Origin of the sequence: Ruegeria profundi (genome assembly GCF_020171505.1) — a bacterium.
In the GTDB taxonomy this organism is placed as follows: domain Bacteria; phylum Pseudomonadota; class Alphaproteobacteria; order Rhodobacterales; family Rhodobacteraceae; genus Ruegeria; species Ruegeria profundi.
Window position 1 is genome coordinate 42,799 of sequence record NZ_JAIUZS010000002.1, and the last position, 22,838, is coordinate 65,636.

Below are 22,838 nucleotides of genomic sequence, written 5' to 3' on the forward strand. Positions count from 1 at the left end.
TTCGAGCAATTCAAGACCCACTTCGAAAGGTTAACCGCCTCAACGTTGAATGAAATTGATTTGAATCATGGAGGTTTTGAACACCAACTGGGAAGATCGGCCATGCTTGAGAGGTCGCCAACCAGCGGGGTAGGGGATGCGCTATGCCAAACGATTCCAGAGGCATTTGAAGCAAGAGTCAGTGATACGCCAGACAGCCCCGCCTATATTCAGTTCGTGAACGGTGCCTGGCAGACACTGACTTGGCGCATGGTGAAGGAACGTGTCGACAAACGACGCGCTGCCTTTGCGCAAACTGGTTTGCGTTCTGGTGATCGGATCGGGATCTTCTTACCCAACGGTGTTGAGTGGATAGTTACCGATCTGGCAGCCATGAGCGAGAGGCTTGTAACCGTTCCGGTCTACACGCGGGATAGTGCCGCCAATATTTGCCACGTCCTGAACGACAGCGGTGCGGCTTTATGTGTGACCGACAGTATAGATCGCTGGGAAGGGTTGGGGCCTGACCGTAAGTCCCTGACCGAATTAAGTCACGTTTGGCTGCTCAACGGGGAACAGCCTTCTAGAGGGCGAGCGATAGCCTGCCCCGACCCAGCAAAGGGACGTCACCAACAAGATCCAGGGGAATTCGGTTCGCCAAATGACCTGGCGACACTTATTTACACTTCCGGGACCACGGGGGCTCCAAAGGGGGTGATGCTAGCTCACAAAGCACTCCTTTGGAACGCGGCGACGGTGGGAAAAATCAATCCGATTTCAAATAAGGACTTATTCCTGTCTGTCCTTCCTTTGGCCCACGCATTCGAGAGAACCTTGGGCTATATCTGTCCGATGCTTGCGAACAGCCCGGTAGCTTTCACACGTTCCATACAAGAACTAGCTCAAGACATGGAAACTCTGCATCCAACCGTGATGCTGGCGGTGCCACGACTTTTCGAAAGGTTCCATGATAAGGTGATTTCCGAAGCAGAAGGTTCGCTGATCTCACGCAAGTTGCTAGCTTGGACCGAGGCAATCGGCTGGCACCGTCGGCAAGTAATTGAAAAAAACCTACCTCCTCCTTCTACTATGGCGAAACTTTATTGGAGCCTGATCGGCAAACGTGTCGCAAGGCGTGTGCACGCAGCTTTCGGGGGCCAAATTAGGATGTTGATTTGCGGTGGCGCGCACTTGTCTGCAGACACGTCCCGGTTTTTTGCAGCAATGGAAATACCTCTGCTTCAAGGGTACGGGCTTACCGAGGCTGGACCTGCAGTTACCGGGTCGACAATTGAGGATCGTCGCTGTGACAGCGTCGGGTTCACGCTACCTGGCAGCGAACTGAGAATAGGCGACCGCCAAGAACTTTTGGTCCGCTCGCCAAGCGCAATGATCGGATACTGGAACAATCCAGACGCCACCAACGACGCTTTCGATCAAGATCACTGGCTCCGTACGGGGGACGCTGCCGAAATAATCGATGAACGCGTCTACATAAACGGGAGAATAAAGGACATCCTCGTGCTATCGACCGGGGAAAACGTAAACCCAACGCCGATAGAAACAGCTCTGGCTGCCAATCCTCTGGTCGATCAGGTCTGCGTCTTGGGTGACGGTAAGCCGTGGTGCTCAGCGGTTGTTGTTGTAAATGTACCGAAATTCCAAGCTTGGTGCCGAGGGTTGGATATTTCTCTGGCTGACCCAATGCCCGAACAAGTACGAAGGAAGCTGGTCAAATTTTTAGCCATTGGTTTGGAAGATATCCCACCCTTTGCCCGCATCCGCGACATTGTCATTGAAACTGAACCCTGGGGGCTCGAAAGCGGTCTAATCACGCCGACACTTAAGCCCAAGCGTCCGCAAATTCTAGCGCGCTATGAGAGAGCATTCACAAAGCTCTACCGTTGATTGCACATATCGCGCTGTGCCTAAATGCCGTTAGTGCATCCGAAGCGGGGGTTCATTTTGCCCGTAAGGCGGTCATACGCGAGGGCCATACAAGAAGAACCTGGGCTGAGGCGTGCCAGGGGTTTCCATGGGGTCTCGTTGAAATGCCTGTTCTAAGCTCAACGCGCACGATTGCGCCAGAGCGACACCCTCTGTTTCCGCTGGTCGCAAAACGGTCGTTGGTCAAGAGACAGTAGGGTGCGTGCATCGGCGCGGTGGCGAAGCCTGAGCTTACGGACAATTTGTAAGACTTGGCGCTGTTAAACCTTGTCATCCACAACAATACGGGCAGGCCGTTTCGGTTCGCCAGAAGATCGAGAGAACAGCTTTTGTCGGTTGGTGGCAGTCGTCAGCCATACCAGACCAGACACTGCCAACATCTGAAAGCCCCCTCCGTTCATGGGCCCAATACGAACCAGTTTCCGGCTTGTTGTAGAACTACGTTGGGTCACACGAACTAGAGGCTGCAATAACTAATCTTGAGCCAATACTCGCCACGTTGGGGGAATACGCTGATGCGCCATGTGCCAAGGACCTTGAACGGTTGATGGCCCTCTTCGTTGACGGGGATGCGATCTCGCTCATCGGGACTGGTGGTGACGAGTTTTGTTCGGGTCGCTCAGCTGTGTCGTCAGTTTTAGCGCGGAACTTCCGAGACGCGACGGCAACACCGTTTGAATGGGGATGGAAAGATATTGTTGTTCATGGCGAAGCGGAGCCAAAAATTGGGCGCCTGCATCCTGCTTCAATCAATCTGTGCTGTAACCGTCAGCATTTTGCATGACCGGTCTACAGATTTTGGGGGGCGTCGAATGTAAGTGGTAGCCGCTGCAAATACTTTCACTATTTTGATTGTGTTGAGAATTCTTTGTTTGGCCGAGAACGCACAGATCGATAAGATGATTGCCTGAACCCGAATGACTTGCTGTTAAATTTGCGCGATGAAACTGAACACATTGACCATTGCCGCCGGTTTGGTCGTGCTTTTGGTGCCAGTCCTCGTACCGGCTCCGGCTGGTATGTCAGAGCCAAGCTGGCGAGCGTCTGGCTTAGCCGTTACCATGGCTTTTTGGTGGCTCACGGAAGCGCTGCCATTAGCTGCAACAGCGCTACTACCTTTGGCTTGCGCTCCAATCCTTGCTCTTGCCGAACTGGACGACGTGGCTCGATCTTACAGTGATCCGCTGGTCATATTGTTCTTGGGCGGTTTTCTTATCGCCAAGGCGATCGAGAAATCGGATTTGCACTGCCGTCTCGCGACTGCGCTGGTGCGACGGGCAGGTACGAGTCCACGTCGTGTTCTTGGCGCGTTCATGGCCTGCACCGCATTTCTCAGCCTTTGGATCAGCAATACGGCCTCTGCAATGGTTGTGGCTCCGATTGCTGCTGCGATTGTGAGCGCGCACGACGATGACAAAGGCTTCTGTACCGCGCTGATGCTCGGCGTGGCATTTTCGGCCACGATTGGGGGGATGGGCTCCCTGATCGGCACGCCGCCCAATGCGATTTTTGCGGCCTATGTCAGCACCACCTACGATGTCACCGTCGGTTTTGCGCAATGGGCGGTGATTGGCATTCCTGTCGCGTTTGTTCTGTTGCTGGTGACATGGGTCTTTCTCGCTTGGGTTTCACCGGGTGTGCGCAAGGGTGAACTGCACGTTTTGGATGAGCGATCGGGCATGCAAGTAAGTTTGGCCGAGCGCCGAGTCGCAATTGTCGCAGGTCTGACAGCGACCGCATGGCTATCGCGCCCGTTGGTGGAATGGCTGTTGCCGACACTTGAGTTTTCAGACGCGGGTATCGCAATGATTGCGGCTGTTACGCTTTTCGTCGTTTCGGACGGGAAAGGTGGTCGGTTGCTCGACTGGGAGACCGGGTCATCAATACGCTGGGACGTACTTATTCTTTTCGGCGGCGGTCTGGCCCTTGCCAATATTATTCAAAGCTCCGGTTTGGCGGAAAGCATGGGCGGGAGATTTCAGGTGATCGCTCACTGGCCGGAGTTGGCTGTTTTGTTCACCATAGCGGGGCTTATTGTTTATCTTGGAGAACTGGCAAGCAATACTGCAATGGCGGCAATATTTTTGCCAATTGCCGGTGCAATCGCGACAGGACTTGGCGCTGATCCAGTAACGTTTTTGCTGCCAATCGCATTGGCCGCCTCGATAGGCTTTATGCTTCCCGTGGCAACACCACCGAATGCCATCGTCTTCGCCAACCCCGCTGTTACGCGGCAAAGCATGCTGCGCGCGGGCGCGTCGCTGGATCTGATTGCTTTGGTCATCACTGTAGTCCTGACATCAATTCTAGGACCTTGGCTGCTAACGTGAGATGGTGCTTTTGGTGCGGGCGCTGGCCGTATCGGGAACAGCCGCCGCCTGCACGCCGGTCGATGTTGCATAGTTTGCGCTTCTCGTTAAAGTGTTGCGCCTGCTGGTCCTTTTGAACAAAGCGCTGATCAAACCGGAAGCAACAACCAATGCCGCAAGAGCCCCCTAAAAGTCCACGCAACGGGCCAAACTGGTCGGTTTGGACCAATTACATCGTCTTCGCTTTCATTCTGGCGTTTGTATTGATCGCCAACTTCCTGGTTCAGCCCGGCGAAAAGGAAACAACAGTAACTTACACCGAGTTGAAACAGGTTCTGCGCGAAGGCCGGGCTCAGTCAGCAGAGCTGCGCGAACATGTTATTGTCATAAATGCAAAAACAGAAGGAGGAGATGGCACGCAGGCTCTGCGAGCTGTCATACCGCCTGTGGGTGATCCGGAATTGCTGGAATTGCTCGAAGACCAAGGTGTCGATATCACTGCTACTGAACCAGCTGATATTTCGCTCTTCACCTATATTCTGCCTTGGGTCCTGATCCTTGGCATCTACTTGTGGCTTCAACGGCGAATGATGGGCGGTGTTCCGGGTAGCCCTGGCGGCATGACCGGTAGCCTTCTCAGCGGCCGCTTTTCCAAGCCGGCAAAATCGGGGAAAACTTTGACCTTTGACGATGTCGCAGGCCAAGATCAGGCCAAACGCGAGGTGGCGGAATTGGTCGAATTCCTGCGTGACCCGGAAAGGTTTACCCGCGTGGGCGCTGAGGTCCCGCATGGTGTTTTGCTTGTCGGTCCGCCCGGTACCGGCAAAACCTTGCTGGCCAAGGCGCTTGCCGGTGAGGCGGATGTCCCTTTCTTTTCAACGTCAGGTTCTGAATTCATAGAGATTTTCGTAGGCGTCGGTGCAGGTCGGGTCCGCAAGCTGTTTGAAGAAGCACGCAAAGCGGCCCCTTCGATCATCTTTATTGATGAGTTGGACAGTGTCGGACGCACACGCGGCACCGGGCTTGGCGGTGGCCATGATGAGCGGGAACAGACACTGAACCAGATACTTGCCGAACTTGACGGGTTCACCGAACGCGAAGCGGTTGTCGTATTGGCCGCAACCAACCGGCCAGACGTGCTGGATCCGGCCCTGCTCAGGCCGGGCCGGTTTGACCGGCATGTCACGCTTAACCTTCCTGACAAAAAAGCGCGACGCGCCATTCTCGATATCCATGCGAGGAAACTGCCGCTGGAAGATTCCGGTGATCTTGATCACATCGCAGCTGGGACACCGGGTTTCTCGGGGGCAGATTTGAAAAACCTCCTCAACGAAGCCGCAATCGGCGCGGCGCGGCGCAATGCAAGTCTGATTTCGCGCCCTGATCTCGACGAAGCGCGTGACAAGGTGATGATGGGAACAGTACGCACACTGGCAATTAGACCGGAGGAACGCCACCGTCTCGCGGTACATGAGGCTGGTCATACCGCCGTTTCTTACTTCATGCCCGAAGCTGATCCTCTCTACAAGGTTACAATCATACCACGTGGCCATGCTCTTGGCGGAACCCACTCCTTACCAGAGGCAGAGCGCCATACACTTGATGAGGCCTTCCTTCGAGACCAACTTGTAACACTGCTTGCGGGGCGTGCCGCCGAACGCTTGTTCCTTGGGACTGTGAGTTCGGGTGCCGATGACGATATCCGGAGAGCCACTGCAATCGCGCGTTCAATGGTTGCGCGTTGGGGGATGACTGAAGAACTCGGCCCCATCGACCTGCGGCAAAGCGAAGATCACCCGTTTCTGGGGCGGTCAATCGCGCAGCCCAGAAGTCATTCCGACACAACTGCAGCCCAAGTGGACCAAGCTATCATTAATTTGCTCAACGAAGCCGAGGCGCGGGCAACCGCCACTCTAAAAGAACACAAGCTTCGGATAGAAGAACTGGTCTCGATGCTTGAAACCAAAGAAACACTGGATTTCGATGAGATTCAAATGTGCCTCGATCCAGAACATAACGTGCAACAGCCTCGGCAGCTCCCGCGCTCGGTTACAAAGATACCTGCGGCTGGGCATCCGGAGCATTCCAGTTAGAAATGCAAATGCCGTTGCCTACGTGATGGACTGCTTTTTTCGCATTTTGGGTGAACGCAGCCTGCGGTGGTCACTGCTGCTGCTGCAAAATTCGGAGACCTTGACCGTTTTCTAAGGGTCCATCGTAGATGCCTTACCCCGGCGCTGCCATGGCAGTTCAGACGAGGGTTTTGTCAGAGGAACTCAGGTTTGGGCGTTTATTTGCAGGAGGTCTGGGCGGGAAACGCGGGCCTTTCGTCCAAGTAAACCCGCCAGCTTAGTACCATTTAATGCGATGCTGAATCTTCCCGCCTCGCAGTTGTTCGCGGTACTTTGGGTCGGCTCCGATTGCGCAGACCGTTCGGAGTACAAGATCCGAGCCTTTCCTGTTGCTGATGGAAGCCTTGTTATCCACCACGATGAATATCGTGAAATGGGCGATGTTTCTGGCGCCGCTCACGGTTTTCGGTCTGATGGCTCAGCTTGTGATGCGCGTCGGCTTCGACACATTGCAAAGCAGAGGTACCCATTTATTTCTTTAGTGCCCGAAAAGAACTGGAACGCTGGTTTGTTCCAACATTGCTTGCGTTGTTCCCCCAAAAACGGACTCACGCAAATAGGAATGCCCGTAAGCACCCATTGCAACGAGGTCCGCCCCCACTTCTTTTGCGCTCTCCTGAATGCAGTGTTCAATTGACAGTCCACCACTCGGGAGCCGCGAAACGACCACGTTGCAACCGTGATGGTTGAGCCATGCAGCAACGGAAGTTCCCGGTTCTTGATCTTCCGCGTCAGCACGCAATGGCGGATCAAAACACCCGACCACAACCTCTTTGGCCGCCAGAAAATAGGGTAAGGCCAAATGCGCAGCCCTGGACGCAGGCAAGCTATCATTCCATGCCAGAAAAACGCAATCGCGTTGGGCAAACGGATCTCCATTGACCATCAAAGCGACCGGTGAATGGAATAATAGCCCATATGCGATCTTGTGAAACACGTCGGGGTCTTTTCGCAACTCAGCGTCCAGAAAGGCGACGTCGGAGCAATAAGCTTGCTGTGCTGCAAGATGCTGTAAATCTGTTCCAGACCCCATAAAGGCGATGACGTTTGCTGATGCGCCATGCCGCACAAGAAGGGCTTCAATCTTAGCGGCACGGGACTTTAGGGCGGCGTCTTTTTCTTTCAGAGAATCCAGCCAGTTTGAAGGCAGACCTGCTTTAACAAACCTGTTTGATTCATACTTTAGGTAAGGCAGGTTGGGCAAAGCGGTGGTCAGAACGCAAATTAAATGGCTGTTCTTTATACGGGCAGATTCAGCGCATTTCAAAATCTGCGCGTCATCAGTATCGACTCCTAAAAAATATGTCGAAGTTCCGTGTTGCATTCTTTACCTCCACCCAGAATCCCACATCGCCAGGAAGCAGAACGCGCTATTTCAACCAAAACTGAGATAATTTTGCCGACCTCTCATCTTACTTTGGCAGCATGAAAAACTCTTCCAGAACAATCTTGCCTTCGGACACCGAGTATATAGCGATCTCGCGCAAGGTCATGCGCTCTCCCGTAGCTTTCTGAGTTACTTCAGCCCTGAACCGCACTCCAAAACGGTTGGGAGGGTGGACGTAGGGACCATCCACGTCAAGTTCCTGAATCTCATGCGTCGCCAGCCAATCCTCTCTTTTCCCCTTTATCGCTTCCCGACCTTTTGTAACGCGGAATTGTCGGACCGGAGGCACAACTGCCTCTATCGACTGTGCGTTTTCGGCATACATTTCATCGACACTTGCAAGTCCCCTGCGTTCACGCATGGCCTGAACGAATGATCTTCCGATTTCAACTAAGCCTTCCATGAGCACCCCCTGCGTTGCGATTAGCTGTACCATTTTTTGCCCCAGTCAGTCTTGACAAAGATCAATCCGTATATCGAGCGATGCTTTGAAGCCAATTCGAACCAACTTTGGCCAGGCCAGAAGGGATGACCTTGATGCCGCGCCAAAGTCGCATTGCTTTGAAAAAAAGGCGGACCAGCATTGTCAGAAGAAGCCAACTTGAGGCGAGCAGAAGAGAAAGCCGTTTTGGCATTTGCGGACATGCTGAACGGGATGAACTGACGGCGGCTTCGACTTCGCTAAAACCTTGATTCCAAACGAAGATTGAAAATTGTCCTGAACGTCTTTTCGGTGAGGTTAATGAGCTCAACTCACTTGGAAAGCACGACGAACGGGCATCAACTTGGAATTTGTCCTTACACGATACTGCTGGATGATTGGAGTTAATTTCTATCAAAGAACGCCAGTTCAAAGTGCTGCACGGGCTTAAAGCCGTGGCATTAGCAAGCGGTTCGGTAAGCAGTCAAAAAAGAAAAGGGTATTGAACCGACGGCTCGAAAAACACCCACACCCGTCAGCAATACGTCCAGTTAGGCACATGGGCGCGCGTAAAGAACAATGGCTTCAGGCGTGTAAGCCGTCAGACCCTCTGCGGCTCAAATCTCAGCCATATTGCCAACTTTGCGGGACAAAGCGATAGCCTTCGGATTCCGCTTCGACAAAGCCCACACCAGGGAAAGAAACATGTGCGCCGGCGATCCGCAACCGATCTGCGCTTGCCATGTCGAAAACCCGCGCCCGCGTGGCCGCCGCCATCTCCGTATCGACGTCAAAGCCGATAGTGACCTCGGGGCGTGGAAATTGGACAGGACCGACATGCACGATGTCCCCAAAAAACAGTAGCGTGTCATCGCCTGAACTCAGCATGAATCCGGTATGCCCCGGCGTATGACCCGGGAGCGGCATGGCAGTTAGTCCTGCGCCCAGATCGCTTTCCCCCGTAAACGGCATCAACCGGTCTCCAAACGCTGCGACCGCCCCAGTTGCCATGTCAAAGAAACCCTGAAACTCTGCTGGCGCCTTGGACTTTATATCGGCATCACCCCAGAATGCCAGATCAGCCTCATTGACATGCAGCGTTGCATTGGCGAAGGGGTTGCCCGTCTCGGTCAAGATGCCGCCGATATGATCAGGATGCAGATGGGTCGCGCAAACAGCGTCTACGGCAGCCGGATCAAGCCCGAGTGTCGTCATCGTAGACACCAGATGGCCCAAGCCATCGCCAAATGCTGTGCCGGTACCGGCGTCAATCAGTGTCAACCGCCCACCATGGTCGACGAGAAAGGCGTTTACCCCGGTTGGATGAGTTGGGCCGGGAAGATATGCGTCTGCAAGCAAAGCAGCAAACCCTTCGGCATCGATCCCGATCAGCGCTGAGGCATCGATGGGCAGAAACCCGTCCGACAGCGCGGTGACCGTCGCGTCGCCGATCTGAAACTCCCGCGCAGCCACAAGACCTGTGCCCGCAGAGCCCGCTGCTTTGACAGGTGCCACCCGAAGCCCGGCCAAGCCGACCGCAGCCAAAGCACTTGCGGTGAAAAAGTCACGACGGTTCATGTTGGTTCTCCCGTTTCAGCAAACGATTCTTTCCATTTGATCCAACTTAGCAGAGAAATGGCATATAGGCTTAACACTGATCAGGATGCAAAATCTGCGAATTGGTTTGTGCATTTTCGAGCTCGATCGTGCAGAAAAGTTTCGATGCAACATGGCGGGAATCTGCGCTTTCGTAGTGGGTCTGGTTCTGAAGGAATTTGTTTGCTCGGTAGCTTGCTAGCTCGAGCCACCTGAATGTCTGGGTATGGATTGCGACTGACAACGATAAACAGTGTGGTGTTTGCGCTCGCATTGGGCTTTTGTACGGTGGCTAGCGCTGACTCGAATGATAAGGCGGACGCGCCTGTGGAAGGCCCGGTGTTTGTGCCTCCAGAAATCGGCGCGCCGGCTGACCGCCTAGGGGCAGGGACGCGTGATATTGATATTGCGACTTAGGAACTCCTCCTGCTTGTGCCGCCGAATGGCGGGTTGACGTCATCTGGAACACCACCTTTGGTTTGGCGGCTTTCAACAGGGTTCCGCGGTAAAATGACAACCCAAATTTCCGCGCCGGGCGCGACGGATGTTGCGCTCGAACGGCAAGGTCCGCTGCCCAAGGGCTATTACAGTCTTGATCTGCGTCGTTCGAACTTTCGCCTCAACGCGGGTATTATCTACGTTTGGAAAGTCATGCTGATCGAAAGCGATCAGGTCGTCGCAACAGCCGAAAGTCTTGTGGAACGCGTGGAGCTGACGGCAGACGATCCAGGGCAAACCGGCATTTGGTTCGATGCTTTAGCGCCGCTGGTATCTATCGATCTCAACGGCAGAGCGCGCATAGCTGATGATCATGCGTTAACCCAACTTTTGAAGGCCGGAGAGCTTGCAGGCGTTGATCAATTCACTGCGTTCAACGAGCGCCTTTTGCACGATGACGGCCAAACATACATTCGCATTTACACACCGAATTGATTGCCCTTTAAGCTGAATTATCCTCGATAGCGTGCGAACCGTGCAAGGATCTAGCTGAATTAGAGCACAATGACGCAGAACAGACGGATATCTTATTCCCCATCTCCTTCATTCCCGATCATTCGTTTTTTTTGCGTGCGGTTCTTCTAGGTCTGATCGGCCACCGCCTCGTTCAGAGTCGCCCTCTCATCTCAGGGTTGTGGCTTGGCGCGCGGTGTCGCCCGTGGGTCGCGTCTTGCCGGCCTCAAGAAACTCTTTCGACCACCTGTGGTGGGGGCTCGTCGCGATCAACTCGCAGCGGTACAGTTCAACTACGCTATGCTGGTCGCGTAATCCCGCCAGCGATCCAGATCTTCTGATCGGTTGAATGCTGCTTGCTGGTGCGCCGACGAACATCGTTCTCGACCTTCCCGGCAGGCCATTTGCATTTCCCGGGTTTCTGTCTCATCTCCATTCCTTGCTGGCAGCGATGTGCCGGAAGCCGTCCGGTGCGAAGTCAATTCTTGTGTCCCGAAGGCGCTGGCAAGGGACGCTCGACCAGGCTATTACCCGCGCCAGTATTCCGATCTGAGCCAGTTGCCTGTGCCGCGCTGTGATAACCTGCATGGGCACATTGCTCTGTGCTGCAATCTGGCGAAACTGAAGCCTGTTTGGCGAATTTCGTCGCTAGGTTGAACCGTGCGAGCGGGTGTAAAAATCGATGGCTGCTCCGTCCACGACCCGGACATGGGCGCTGATCAACCGAAGGCCTGGTTCCCGCGTTAATCGGCACTGGTCTGTGAAGGCAGCCTCTGTCGCGGTGTGTGGCAGCACCGCGTAACCGCAAAAAATGGGTGTGCACTCATCGGATGAAAACCCCCGGATGTCTCTGAGAGGCCCGAAGCAGTTATTTCCAAAGATGACAACTTGCTTGGGCTGACCTAATGTCAATTGTATGGAACGCCGCCTCGCCGTAATCTTGATGGCCGACATGGTAGAATATTCCGCTGCCATGGGCAGGGACCAGTCCGGTACGATTGAATTGATCCGCGAACTTCGAGAACGCTGGCTGGAGCCTGAGGCCGAACGACGGGGTGGCAGGATTCTCAAGCGGATGGGCGACGGGTGGATCATCGCCTTTCTGTCAGTCACGGAGGCTGTTGAGACCGCTCAGGCCGTGCAGCAGGCATTGGCAGGCCATGAAAAAATCCAGTTGAGAGTGGCCGTACATCTCGGGGAAATTGCGGAAGACGAGGCTGATGTCTACGGTGCGGGCATTAACATCGCGGCGCGTTTGCAGACTGAGGCGCCGCCCGGCGGTGTGATGATCTCAGAAGACCTCAAGCGGCAGCTGGATGCCCGTCTTGCCCAGGATTTTGGTGACGCTGGAACTTTTGAGCTAAAAAACGTGGCCAATCCTGTAAACGGATTTCAATGGCGACCGGTTATCAAGCCGAAAGTCGGGCAGTTCGACGTGCCTGCGATCGCTGTAGAGCGGGTAACGAGCGCGCCTGAAACACAGGAGACGCTTGAAGTCAGCGCGGACTTGCAGGAGCAGTTGGTTCATAATCTGTCGCGCCGGACAGGTGTACGGGTGCTTGCTACCGATTCATTGGACGATGCCGAGGCGACTTATAGCCTGAGATGCAGGCTCCGATGCCGCGATTCCGAGGCGAAAATTACGGCAAGCCTGACCCGGCTTAGTGACGGACAGGTGGTTTGGTCGCGTGTATTCTTCGGCGATCCGCGAAATCTTTTTGCTTTGACGGACAGGGCTGCAGAGCAGTTATCGGACGCTCTTCGATTGCAAATCAATGCTTTCGATGGGGATCGGCTTGCCGATATTCCCGATGATCAATTGAGCGCCAGCGAACTGAGAGCGCGTGCCGCAATGCTGTTTTATCGCGCCACTGTTTCTGACTATCGTCACGCCCTCGACTTGCTGGAGCGGGCGCTGAGCCTTGACCCTCAAAACGGATCCGCGCTTGCCATGTGGAGTGAAGGTCAACTGTTCATTCTGGAAGCTTGCTTTGACGAAGCCGAGGCGGCCCTGCGCGAAAAGATAATCAGATTTTCGAACAAGGCCGTACAAGCGTCACCGCGGTCCGACTATTCCTGGTATGTCCGGGCACATGTACGTGCGCGGCTCTGTGGCGATGTTGAGGGAGCGCGCAAGGATATCGATCGCATCACTCAACTAAACCCCGGCTATGTCCTTGGAATGGAAGCCCGCGGCGTCACAGAGTTGGTTGCGGGCAATTGGGTAATCGCTGCGAAATCTCTGACCGACGCTGTTGAACGTTCCGCGGACGATCCGTTTTTACCATTCCGCCTCTATCTGCTTGCAATCGCGCAATTGATGGCAGGGGAGCCGCAGCCAGCGCTTGCAACTATTTCAGACGCGACAGAATTGCGTCCTGATTGTCGGCATTACTGGCTTGTGCGTGCTTGGATTTTGAGCGAGTTAGGCAGAAATCAAGAGGCGAACACGGCTGCCGAAACGGCAGAAAGCGCGCCAAAACGGCCCGATATCCTCGCACAAAATGTCAAATTACCAAGTTCTGTTCGAGAAGCCATCGGACTGCCGACTGTACCGCTCTCGGCAAAGGGCTAGAACAAGATCTCTGCAAGCCCGGTCGCAGGGTGCCCGGTTGCTGCGTCCGCGACCCAGACGTTGGTCAATGGCGTAAAAATCAATTGCCTAAGACGGTTGCGGAACCATTGCTGCGGTCTTTCCGCTCGACCGGAACACTCCCACACATCCGAGATGGTTTCCGACCGCGCGCAAGTGAGAACTTCGGTCACTTGCAGGAAGCTGACACCAACCAAAGCGGCCCACCGGGGAAAGCTTGGATGTCTCCTTGCTGGTATGAGCTTGGTACAGAAGCAAGTCATGAAACTGTCAGCTACTGGCGGAACCGTATGTTGATCAGGGTCAAGGAGAGATGCCGATTTCTGGTTACATACTGTTTTCGCTGAGAACACACCGGAAGGAGAATTGAGATGGTTGAGAAATCCCACACCAGCGGCTTTTGGCCTTCGCTCTATGATCCCTTGCGCCAACTGGGTGAACGAGTAGCAGAGTGGCTGGCACCGGCATCCGAAGCCGTTGGAAGCGACAACTCATACAGAATTGCTGTGGAACTTCCCGGCGTAGAGGAAAAGGATATTCACCTGAGCGTAGAAGAAGGCGTTGTTAATCTCAGAGGTGAAAAGCGATCCGCGCGTGAAGAAAGCGGAGAGACCTGGTTCTTTTCTGAGCGGCAGTATGGCTCGTTTAGTCGTTCTTTTCGTTTGCCGCCAGACGCGGAAGGGGAAAAGGTCGACGCTCAACTAAAGGATGGTGTTTTGACAATCACAATTCCCAAGAAGAAACCCAAAAAACATGAGACTGCCAGAATAGAAATTCGTAAAGGCTAACAGCTTGAAAGCGCAATCGAGAGTTCGTTGAAAAACGTGCCTGAAGATGTGGCAGAGGCCGGTTATTGATCAGGTATGTCCAAATCGCTTTCCTGGCACTTTCGGAAATGCCCGTGTTGAGGTTTGCAAGTTGAGAAAGCAGGACGGCTTTTTCTAACGATCGCGGGCGTTTCACAAAGACTTTGCGATCAATTGTGGATGGGCTGGTGCATAGTCAAATCATGCAGGCCCGCAGCGAAGAAAAAAGAACAATGCAAATGGGCTGGCCTCTGCTGGTTTGAAATCACAATTCAGGAGGGAGCTGAAAGTGACTTCTGCGGAAATGGAAGAAATGATGCAACTTTCGCAAAGCAGAGCGGAAGCCTATCTTCATATTGCCAAGTCGATGGTGATGAATGACTTTGGGCCGGCGACGGAACACATGCATGCCGACGTGGTCGTAGCTCTTGCGGCTGCCATGATGCAGCACGAAGGTGCACAAATCATAGCAGACGCGTTTCGAGCAGAAAATCTCCAGCGCAAGTGAGTTGCTGACTTTCCCCAAAACAATCGGGCTTTGCGTCAGCAAAAGCCTTCTCTGAAGAACTTGGCTTGAGGTCCTGTCCGGGGTTCTAACAAATATAGTCCGGTCCTTGATGTAGGTCATGCAAACCAGAGCGGTTCTGACTGATCCTTGTATAGGGGAGAGGAACTATGTCCAAATCGGATGAGTCTATTCGAATGGTGCCGAGCCCATCCCGGTCCATGCAGTCTGACGCTGATCCATGGGCCGAAACACGCGGCATGATCGGTGCCCCGGGGGGCGTCATAAACATCGCGCATGAAGCCGTTGACCGTCACGTACAAAATGGTCACGGCGCGGATCAGGCGCTGCGATTTCTCGGCAAGGATGGGTCTCGACAGGTATTTACCTACAGCGATCTGTCGGAGGCGTCGGCCAAATTCGCCAATATTCTTGTCTCGCATGGGCTAGAGCCGGGGGATGCGGTCTTCAGCCTCCTTGGCCGAGGTCCGGATGTCTATATTGCCGCTTTGGGCACACTCAAAGCCGGGCTCGTTTTTACTCCGCTTTTTTCTGCGTTCGGACCGGAACCCATTCGTACGCGGATGGAAATCGGCAATGCCAAGGTTTTGATCACGACCCTGCAGCTGTACCGGCGCAAGATCGCGAAATGGCGCTCAGAAATTCCGACGCTGAAGCTTGTTTTGATCACAGGTGACGTTGCCCCCGACGACTGCCTTTCACTTGATCAACAGATGGCGGGGTCGTCATCGAAGTTTACGACCGCCAGAACGGGGCCGGAAGATCCCGCACTCGTGCACTTTACGTCTGGCACGACAGGGAAACCCAAAGGGGTTGTCCATGTCCACAATGCAGTCTTGTACCACGGCTTTTCAGGCAAGGTGGCTCTGGATCTGACGCCCGGAACGATTTTCTGGTGCACTGCAGATCCGGGTTGGGTCACAGGTACATCCTACGGGATCATCGCCCCGCTGGTGAACCGCGTGACCATAATCGTAGACGAGGCTGAATTTGATCTCGACCGCTGGTACGGCATAGTCGAGAACGAACAGGTTGAGGTTTGGTATTCTGCGCCGACAGCAATCCGCATGATGATGCGCGCCGGTGCGGAAGCCGCTAAGCCTTACGATCTTTCATCGCTGAGATTTCTTGCAAGCGTGGGTGAACCGCTAAACCCCGAAGCCGTTACGTGGAGCGAAGAAGTCTTCGGACAGCCGTTTCACGACAACTGGTGGCAAAGTGAGACAGGCGGCATCATGATCGCCAACTGCCCCGGAGGACAAGTAAAACCTGGATCCATGGGCAAGCCGATGCCAGGCATCCAAGCAGGCATCGTGGAACACGAAGATGACCGTCTGCGCGAACTTGCTGACGGAGAGATTGGCGAATTGGCCCTAAAGCCTGGCTGGCCTTCCATGATGCGCGCTTATCTCCATGAGAAGGCCCGCTATGACAAGTGTTTCAAGGATGGTTGGTACCTGTCCGGCGACCTCGCGACCCGAGACCAGGATGGATACTTCTGGTTTGTTGGTCGAGCGGACGATCTGATCAAGACATCGGGGCACCTTGTTGGTCCGTTTGAAGTCGAAAGCGCCTTGCTCGAACATGAAGCGGTAGCGGAGGCAGGTGTGATCGGACTGCCCGATGAAACCGCTGGTGAAATCGTCAAGGCCTATGTCACACTCAACCCGGGATTTACACCCGACGAGGATTTAGAGCGCGACATCCGTGGCCATACACGAAAGAGGCTGGGTCCTGCGGTCGCTCCGCGGGAAGTAATCTTTCGCAACACGCTGCCCAAGACAAGATCCGGCAAGATCATGCGCAGGCTATTGAAAGCGCGCGAACTGGGTCTGCCTGAGGGTGACATTTCCACACTGGAGACGGATGAGACATGACGACAATCGATAAGCCACGACTCGACCGGGCCCATGTATTGTCGCTCCTTCGCGACATGATCCGCGTACGGAAGTTCGAAGACAAGTGCGCAGAACTCTACACGCAGGAAAATATCCGCGGATTTCTTCATCTATATGACGGTGAAGAAGCGATTGCCGCAGGTGTGATCCCAGTTCTGGAAGCGCGCGACCGCATTGTTGCCACGTATCGCGAACATGGGCATGCCCTGATACGGGGCGTGCCGATGACAACCGTGATGGCCGAAATGTATGGTAAGGCCGAAGGTTGTTCCGGAGGGCGTGGCGGTTCCATGCATCTGTTCGACGCCGGAACTCATTTCTACGGTGGCAATGCAATCGTGGGCGGTGGCTTGCCCCTTGCCGCAGGTCTCGCCTTGGCTGACCGGATGCGCGATCAGGACACTGTCACGGCTTGTTTTTTTGGCGAGGGGGCTGTCGCAGAAGGTGAGTTTCACGAGGCAATGAATCTTGCGGCACTTTGGAACCTCCCGGTGCTTTTCGTGTGCGAAAACAACGGCTACGCCATGGGCAGTGCCTTGACACGCACAGAGTCCGAGACCGATATCGCAGCCAAAGCCTCTGCGTATAAGGTCGAAGCCCATCGCGTCGACGGTATGGACGTCGTTGCCGTCGAGGCTGCGGCGAGAAAGGCCATTCACAACATTCGGACGACTGGAAAACCGGCTTTTCTTGAATGTAGAACATACCGGTTTCGTGCGCATTCCATGTTTGACGCCCAGTTGTATCGTGACAAAGCCGAGGTTGAGAAATGGCGCGACAGCGGCCCCATCGTTCAGTTCCAAGGCTGGCTTTTAGAAAATGGGCTGGTTCATGAAGAAGAGGTCGCGGATATAGAGGCCGCGATTGACGCAGAGATTGCCGACGCCGTGGCCTTCGCAGAAGCCGGCACCTGGGAACCGGTGGAGCGTCTTTACGTCAATACGCTGGGCCGTCAGGCAGAACCGCCAGAGGGACAGAACCCATCGGGCGAGACACTCGAAACAACCTATCGTGACGCCGTTCGGGACGCTCTGCGCGACGCACTGATCCGGGATGACCGTGTTTTCCTTATGGGCGAAGACGTTGGCGCATATGGAGGCTGCTACGCCGTATCAAAAGGACTGATGGAAGAATTCGGTGAAGCCCGCATTCGTGACACGCCCTTGTCCGAAAGTGGATTTACCGGTGCGGGTATCGGGGCTGCCGCCGCTGGTATGCGTCCAATTGTCGAGTTGATGACGGTAAATTTCTCGCTCCTTGCGCTTGACCAGATCATGAACACGGCGGCCACGATCCGTCATATGTCCGGAGGGCAGTTCGGCGTGCCGTTGGTTATCCGTATGGCCACCGGTGCGGGAAAGCAGCTTGCAGCACAGCATTCGCACAGTCTTGAAGGATGGTACGCTCACATTCCCGGACTGAGGGTGCTGGCTCCGGCAACGTTGGAAGATGCGCGCGGCATGTTGTGGACGGCTCTGGAAGACCCGGATCCGGTGCTGATTTTCGAAAACGTGATGCTCTATAACAGGGCGGGATCGATTGATGCCAATGCAGGTCCGGTTGACATCACAAAGGCCGCCATCAGGCGCGAAGGCGCCGATCTCAGCCTGATAACCTATGGAGGGTCGCTTTACAAAACCCTTGATGCAGCGGATGCACTCGCTGCAACGGGGATATCGGCCGAAGTGGTAGATTTGCGGTCTCTTCGACCCTTGGATGACGAAACAATCATGGCTTCAGTGGGCAAAACGCGCCGTGCTGTAATCGTTGACGAAGGGTGGCGAAGTGGGTCTCTTGCAGCAGAGGTTTCTGCGCGCATTATGGAACAGGTCTTCTGGACGCTGGATGCACCAGTTGGTCGTGTATGTTCGGAAGAGGTGCCGATCCCCTATCCCAAACATCTTGAAGATGCCGCAATACCGCAGGTCGACAAAATCGTTGCAGCCGCAAAAGCCGTTTTGGGGCGAAGCTGATGGCCATTTTTACGCTCCCATCGCTTGGCTCGGATATGGAGGCTGGAAAACTCGTTGAGTGGCTTGTCTCGCCGGGCGACAGGGTCAGCCGGGGTGACGTCGTCGCCGTCATCGAAACCCAAAAGGGCGCAATTGAGATTGAGTGCTACGAAGAAGGGACCGTCCATGCGCTGATGGCGGAGACCGGCGAAGAGCTCCCGGTGGGAGCACCTCTCGCCATGCTGCTTGCTCCAGGAGAGACCCCACCCGATGATAAGCCCGGGTTTCGTTCGGATACAACGACAGCACAGCCCCCCATCGTCAAGCCAAAGTTGCAACAAACGCCAGCTGCCCCTTTGCCCTTCGAAGGTGTTCAGGCTTCCCCGGCGGCGCGCTTGCGCGCGCGAGAGTTGAATGTAGACCTGAAAAATCTGAGCGGGTCTTTTCCGGGTGGCGGCATCGTTCTGGCCGATGTCGAGGCGGTATCGGCACGTGGGTCCGCGATATCCTCCAAGCCATCGCCAATGGCGGAAATGCGCAAGGCGATTGGTGCCTCAATGGCGCGATCCAAACAAACGATTCCGCATTTCTATTTGTCGCACATGATCGACGTTCAACCCGCGATGGACTGGCTAGCGGAACACAACAATGCGGTTTCGCCAGCAGAGCGGCTTCTCAGTGGTGCGCTGTTTGTGCGCTGTGCTGTTCTGGCGGCAGAAAAGGTGCAGGAATTGAACGGTCACTATGTGAGTGGTGCATTTCAGCCGTCTAAAAGCGTTAACGCGGCCATTGCCGTTGCCTTGCGCGGAGGGGGCCTTGTTGCACCTGCTCTGATGGACGCAAACCGCCTGAACCTCAGCGAAACGATGGACGGAATGCGAGACCTGGTCAGCCGCGCGCGTTCCGGGCGGTTGCGCAATTCCGAGATGACAGAAGGAACGATAACAATTTCAAGCTTGGGCGAGACGGGCGCCGAAGCGATGGCTGGTGTCATCTTCCCTCCGCAGGTGGCACTCCTGTGTCTTGGCGCGCCGCAAATCCGGCCATGGGTAGTGGATGGTGAGATCGTACCCCGCCTCGTGGTCACTTTGACACTGTCAGTTGACCATAGAGTGAGCGATGGCCGTCAGGCGACGCGGTTTATCACCAAATTTGAGACCCGGATTAAGGATCCAGATAGCCTATGACTGAAGAAGATATCCGCGCGGTTTTTATTAATGAGTTAGTAAAAATCGCACCTGATCTCGATGCTCAAGATATTGACGAAGATGAGCGCCTGCAGGACGATCTTGGGCTGGATTCGATGGATATTCTGAACCTCGTGGCTGCTCTCCACAAGGCTTTTGGTGTCAGTATCCCCGAACCGGATTACCCCAAAATTGCGACCACGCGTTTGGCCGTGTCATATCTGCAGGAGATGCAGACCTAGCGTAATAGGCGGACTGCATGAGCCTATACGGGGCATTCCGCTGGCGGAGGCAGAGGCCAATTACTAAGCTGCTCTAGAAACTGAGGATACTGCCGCGTAAGTGACTGAAATCAGCCTCCGGCAAACCCAGTGCCGTTCAATCTGGCTTAGCGCCCATAAGCTAGCCGAGCAAGTCTGGCCTGAGCACCATAACGGCACCCAGAACAAGTAGTACGACGCCACCGATTAGGTGCGAGATTCGTGAAAAACGCCATGTCGCTGCAACCGAGCGCAGTGTTGCCATCGCGATCACGAAGATGAGTATGTCGTCCAGCAGGAAGACCGAAATATAAACGAGCAGATATCCGTAATGGGCCAGTGACGGGAGTTCGTGCATGGCCAAAACCTGGGTGTACACAGCTGGTACGCCCGCCGAGCAAACCAGCTCAATCAAATTCACGCTGACCGCCAGTAAACCGATGGAAAGCGACGCTATGAGAAGGCTGGGCTCCTGTACAACCCGACGAAATGATGCCGTCACCGACCGCTTTCGGTCGAGACCGGTTACTTTGCAGATCCCCTCCGGGTTCGTCCAATACTCGCGCAGGTAATACAGGCCTGCCGCTATAGCCAGCACACCGATGGCCAGCCGCAACCAAGCCACTGCACCAATCCAAAGCACGACGTTCAGCCAGGCCGATAGCACAGCAAAATACATAAGCGCGGTCGCCACCAAGAACACGAGGCCCAGTGTCCACATGCGTCGGCTGTCTTCGACGCCCAACAACATTCCAATCAGAAGTGCCAACACCCACATCGCACAGGGATTGAAGCCATCGATGGCTGCGAGCACCAAAGTCAGAACAGGAAGTGACAGATTGGAAAGACTTGTCTCACCAAGAAAGGGAAGAGCGACGGTTTCTGCATCATTCTCTGGCGTCGCATCCATTTGGACCTTTCCGCTGGTCTCTTCGCCTAACCGCAGTTTTGCGATAATGTCTGGACAGCGCTCAGACCGACAGGCTTCAATCATTCTTAGATAGCCATTTTCGCTGCGCCCAGCAGCATAGCCCAGCTGATACATTGAGCCGACGACGACCAATGGTACTGCTGGGCGCTTAACTCCAAGTGTATCTATAGCCGTCTGAAAAAGTGTATTGCCTTCGGTGGACGCCCCGAGCTCGATACGCTCCACTACCAGTTCCGGGTCCGTCTCGGCCATCTCAGTGATCGCGGTAATTGCCTTGCTGCAGTACGGGCAACCCTCCTGCCAGAAAACATAAACCGTCACCTCTTGCGCTGCTGTGGGCGACCCTAGAAGAACGACCCAAAGCAACACCAGAAATCTGCAAAAATACGGCCCAATCACATTTGACAATCTACCCTGCACCGTATGCTCCTTGGCGGCGGCAGATAAAAAGCACGCGAGGCCAACGGGCGTCAATGATCTGGCGCAAGCGCTGTTTGCAAACATTGTATGTTGGGTTCACCGCCTGAGATTTGGCAGGGTGTTTGACCGCTGGCGTTAGGGTCTTGTCAACAGAACCTTTTTGTTCCGGGCACGGGGCTTTCTTGGCCAAGATCCGCAAATTGATCTGGTTGTGGAAGGACAGATCGCCGAATGAAACGCAGCGCATGCAATGAAATCGAGCGCCCTTGGATGTCGGTACCGGAAAGCATCATTCAGCTTCTTTTTTGCAGATCAATTCAGTGCTACCCACTAGAACAGCATGACCAATACCTCACCGACGATCCTTTCTACTGTTTCACGCCAGTTTATCGATGACTGGTTAAGTGCGCTGGAGGCTCTTTGTTCGGAAGCGCACATGTCGTCGCTTATCAGCAGATCCGGTTTGGTTGCGGATCAAGCCCAACCTCATGCTCGGGTGACGCTGGATCAAATCGTCTGTCTTTATCAACTCGCCGCCGTGGAAACCGGCGATGAGATGATGGGACTCTGGAGCCGACCCATCCGTCCCAGGGCCTTGCAACACCTATTGACGTGCGTACGAGAAGCCACGTCTCTTCCCTCTGCGCTCTATCGGTTTTCGACATTCTGGAATTTACTGTTGGATGATTATCAGTTTGAGCTGGATGATTCAGCAGGCACCTTGAAGCTGACCCTGAAGCCGCAAGGCGATGTTCCGGTTCAACGATTCGGGCACATGTTGATCCTGAAACTCGCGCACGGTCTCATGTCATGGCTGGCAGGTCATGAGGTGCCGGTCAAAGGTGTTGAGTTCGTGTTTGAACGACCGGAATTCAATCAAGACTACGCAACTATCTTCCCTGCGCCTGTGCAGTTTGGCATGGCGGAGACTTCAATCTCGTTCGATGAGGCGCGGCTCTCTCCAGTGAAGCCGCGCAGCCCTTCTGATCTTGATGAGTTTCTTCAAAACGCACCACGAGATTGGATTTTCACAAGCTCCCGTGAACATACGCAATCGCTGCGCGTGCGAACCTATTTGACCCAGACGCCATGGGAAACGGCTAATTTGACCGAGGCAGCGCGAGCGATGCACATGACGCCGCGTACGCTGATAAGGAGGCTGGAGGCGGATGGGACTTCTTTTCAGGCCATCAAGGATGCGTTGAGGCGCGACATTGCTATTCGTGATCTACATGCCGGACGCAAGAGTGTCGAAGCAATCGCGCTTGATGTCGGTTTTTCCTCCGCTGCGAATTTTCACCGCGCCTTCCAGCGCTGGACCGGCAGCACGCCTAGCACTTACCGACGACATCATTCGCAAAATCCTTAGTTTTGTCACTTTCGGACAATGCATTGTCACCCAAAGAGATAGAGCTCGGAGGGCAGTTTCGCTAATTCTCCGTTAATACAGCCGTTCTCAGCTGCATTCAGTGCTCAGTCCAATCTTGTTCGCCATCGTTGCTAAGCTTGGAATGGCGTTATTCGAGAATGCGCTGCCGTGAAA

The 22,838-nt window shown here is 54.6% G+C and carries 18 protein-coding genes; 14 read left to right on the plus strand and 4 right to left on the minus strand.

What is annotated here, in order from left to right:
- Window positions 1-45 precede the first annotated feature (45 nt).
- The 5 genes from LCM21_RS05870 to LCM21_RS20825 all read left to right on the plus strand — a co-directional run bounded on the left by LCM21_RS05870 (window position 46) and on the right by LCM21_RS20825 (window position 6,849).
- Entirely contained in the window at window positions 46-1,887 is a 1,842-nt protein-coding gene (locus tag LCM21_RS05870) for an AMP-dependent synthetase/ligase (protein ID WP_224889753.1), read from the plus strand.
- A 538-nt stretch (window positions 1,888-2,425) separates the two neighbouring features.
- On the plus strand, window positions 2,426-2,710 hold the full coding sequence (locus LCM21_RS20820; protein WP_224889754.1) for a nuclear transport factor 2 family protein: 285 nt from the start codon (window positions 2,426-2,428) through the stop codon (window positions 2,708-2,710).
- A 157-nt stretch (window positions 2,711-2,867) separates the two neighbouring features.
- Window positions 2,868-4,256 (plus strand): SLC13 family permease, encoded by a 1,389-nt coding sequence (locus LCM21_RS05880; protein WP_224889755.1) that lies wholly within the window; start codon window positions 2,868-2,870, stop codon window positions 4,254-4,256.
- 149 nt (window positions 4,257-4,405) lie between these two features.
- Window positions 4,406-6,328: an ATP-dependent zinc metalloprotease FtsH gene (gene ftsH / locus LCM21_RS05885; RefSeq protein WP_224889756.1), complete on the plus strand. Its 1,923-nt coding sequence runs from the start codon at window positions 4,406-4,408 to the stop codon at window positions 6,326-6,328.
- A gap of 326 nt (window positions 6,329-6,654) precedes the next feature.
- Window positions 6,655-6,849, plus strand: coding sequence for a cation:dicarboxylate symporter family transporter (locus tag LCM21_RS20825; RefSeq protein ID WP_224889812.1), 195 nt, complete (start codon window positions 6,655-6,657; stop codon window positions 6,847-6,849).
- On the opposite strand, the gene LCM21_RS05895 is transcribed toward LCM21_RS20825, so the two are convergent.
- From LCM21_RS05895 to LCM21_RS05905, 3 genes are all read right to left on the minus strand, one after another.
- Window positions 6,846-7,691, minus strand: a complete 846-nt coding sequence (locus LCM21_RS05895; RefSeq protein WP_224889757.1) for a universal stress protein — start codon at window positions 7,689-7,691, stop codon at window positions 6,846-6,848. The genes LCM21_RS20825 and LCM21_RS05895 overlap by 4 nt on opposite strands.
- An 88-nt stretch (window positions 7,692-7,779) precedes the next feature.
- Entirely contained in the window at window positions 7,780-8,190 is a 411-nt protein-coding gene (locus LCM21_RS05900) for a nuclear transport factor 2 family protein (RefSeq protein WP_224889758.1), read from the minus strand.
- 609 nt (window positions 8,191-8,799) lie between these two features.
- On the minus strand, window positions 8,800-9,753 hold the full coding sequence (locus LCM21_RS05905; protein WP_224889759.1) for an MBL fold metallo-hydrolase: 954 nt from the start codon (window positions 9,751-9,753) through the stop codon (window positions 8,800-8,802).
- Between the two features lie 528 nt (window positions 9,754-10,281).
- On the opposite strand from LCM21_RS05905, the gene LCM21_RS05910 reads away from it, so the two are divergent.
- The 8 genes from LCM21_RS05910 to LCM21_RS05945 all read left to right on the plus strand — a co-directional run bounded on the left by LCM21_RS05910 (window position 10,282) and on the right by LCM21_RS05945 (window position 19,926).
- Complete coding sequence (locus tag LCM21_RS05910) at window positions 10,282-10,704, plus strand: hypothetical protein (RefSeq protein WP_224889760.1); 423 nt, start codon at window positions 10,282-10,284, stop codon at window positions 10,702-10,704.
- 934 nt (window positions 10,705-11,638) lie between these two features.
- Window positions 11,639-13,297 carry an adenylate/guanylate cyclase domain-containing protein gene (locus tag LCM21_RS05915; RefSeq protein WP_224889761.1) on the plus strand — a complete coding sequence of 553 codons (1,659 nt, stop codon included), beginning with the start codon at window positions 11,639-11,641 and terminating at the stop codon, window positions 13,295-13,297.
- A 389-nt stretch (window positions 13,298-13,686) separates the two neighbouring features.
- Window positions 13,687-14,103 (plus strand): Hsp20/alpha crystallin family protein, encoded by a 417-nt coding sequence (locus LCM21_RS05920; protein WP_224889762.1) that lies wholly within the window; start codon window positions 13,687-13,689, stop codon window positions 14,101-14,103.
- 307 nt (window positions 14,104-14,410) lie between these two features.
- Complete coding sequence (locus LCM21_RS05925) at window positions 14,411-14,629, plus strand: hypothetical protein (RefSeq protein ID WP_224889763.1); 219 nt, start codon at window positions 14,411-14,413, stop codon at window positions 14,627-14,629.
- A 167-nt stretch (window positions 14,630-14,796) separates the two neighbouring features.
- Window positions 14,797-16,524 carry an acetate--CoA ligase gene (acsA, locus tag LCM21_RS05930; RefSeq protein WP_224889764.1) on the plus strand — a complete coding sequence of 576 codons (1,728 nt, stop codon included), beginning with the start codon at window positions 14,797-14,799 and terminating at the stop codon, window positions 16,522-16,524.
- A complete protein-coding gene (gene pdhA, locus LCM21_RS05935; protein ID WP_224889765.1) occupies window positions 16,521-18,518 on the plus strand; it encodes a pyruvate dehydrogenase (acetyl-transferring) E1 component subunit alpha in 1,998 nt (665 codons plus the stop codon). The genes acsA and pdhA overlap by 4 nt, the downstream gene beginning before the upstream one ends.
- Window positions 18,518-19,684, plus strand: coding sequence for a dihydrolipoamide acetyltransferase family protein (locus tag LCM21_RS05940; RefSeq protein ID WP_224889766.1), 1,167 nt, complete (start codon window positions 18,518-18,520; stop codon window positions 19,682-19,684). Before pdhA ends, LCM21_RS05940 begins: the two co-directional genes overlap by 1 nt.
- Entirely contained in the window at window positions 19,681-19,926 is a 246-nt protein-coding gene (locus tag LCM21_RS05945; protein ID WP_224889767.1) for an acyl carrier protein, read from the plus strand. Before LCM21_RS05940 ends, LCM21_RS05945 begins: the two co-directional genes overlap by 4 nt.
- A gap of 160 nt (window positions 19,927-20,086) precedes the next feature.
- Here the strand turns inward: LCM21_RS05945 and LCM21_RS05950 are convergent, their stop codons facing one another.
- A complete protein-coding gene (locus LCM21_RS05950; RefSeq protein ID WP_224889768.1) occupies window positions 20,087-21,295 on the minus strand; it encodes a hypothetical protein in 1,209 nt (402 codons plus the stop codon).
- Window positions 21,296-21,635: 340 nt separating this feature from the next.
- Between LCM21_RS05950 and LCM21_RS05955 the strand changes: the two genes are divergently transcribed.
- Entirely contained in the window at window positions 21,636-22,664 is a 1,029-nt protein-coding gene (locus LCM21_RS05955) for an AraC family transcriptional regulator (protein ID WP_224889769.1), read from the plus strand.
- Window positions 22,665-22,838 lie beyond the last annotated feature (174 nt).